The sequence below is a fragment of the Achromobacter sp. SIMBA_011 genome (assembly GCF_046535435.1).
GTDB lineage: Bacteria > Pseudomonadota > Gammaproteobacteria > Burkholderiales > Burkholderiaceae_B > Achromobacter > Achromobacter dolens.
On record NZ_JAWRWN010000609.1, the window covers coordinates 1 to 265 of the forward strand.

A 265-nucleotide genomic window follows, 5' to 3' on the forward strand; every position below is an offset into this window, starting at 1 on the left:
GGGGCACAGACGGCTGACCGCGGTAAAGCGCCAATGCTAAACTGCGCGGGGACAAGGGTACGTCGCGGGGTCACAACGGCCACTCTGGTTCCGCCCGTAGCCGGTTTAGAATAGCGCTCGAATTTTTCCGCCTCAAACGGATCTCTGCGTATATGACAACTAGCACGCACGTGGCAAAACAGCCGCTACCTTCCCTGGCCGTAGCGGCCATCGGCGTGGTGTTCGGCGATATCGGCACGAGCCCGCTGTACTCCCTGAAAGAGGC

At 60.8% G+C, this 265-nt stretch carries 1 protein-coding gene; it reads left to right on the forward strand.

Features of this window, described 5'->3' with window-relative positions; all coding sequences use genetic code 11:
• Positions 1–152: 152 nt before the first annotated feature.
• A partial coding sequence (locus SB816_RS32370; protein WP_410548292.1) for a KUP/HAK/KT family potassium transporter occupies positions 153–265 on the forward strand: 113 nt, incomplete at its 3' end.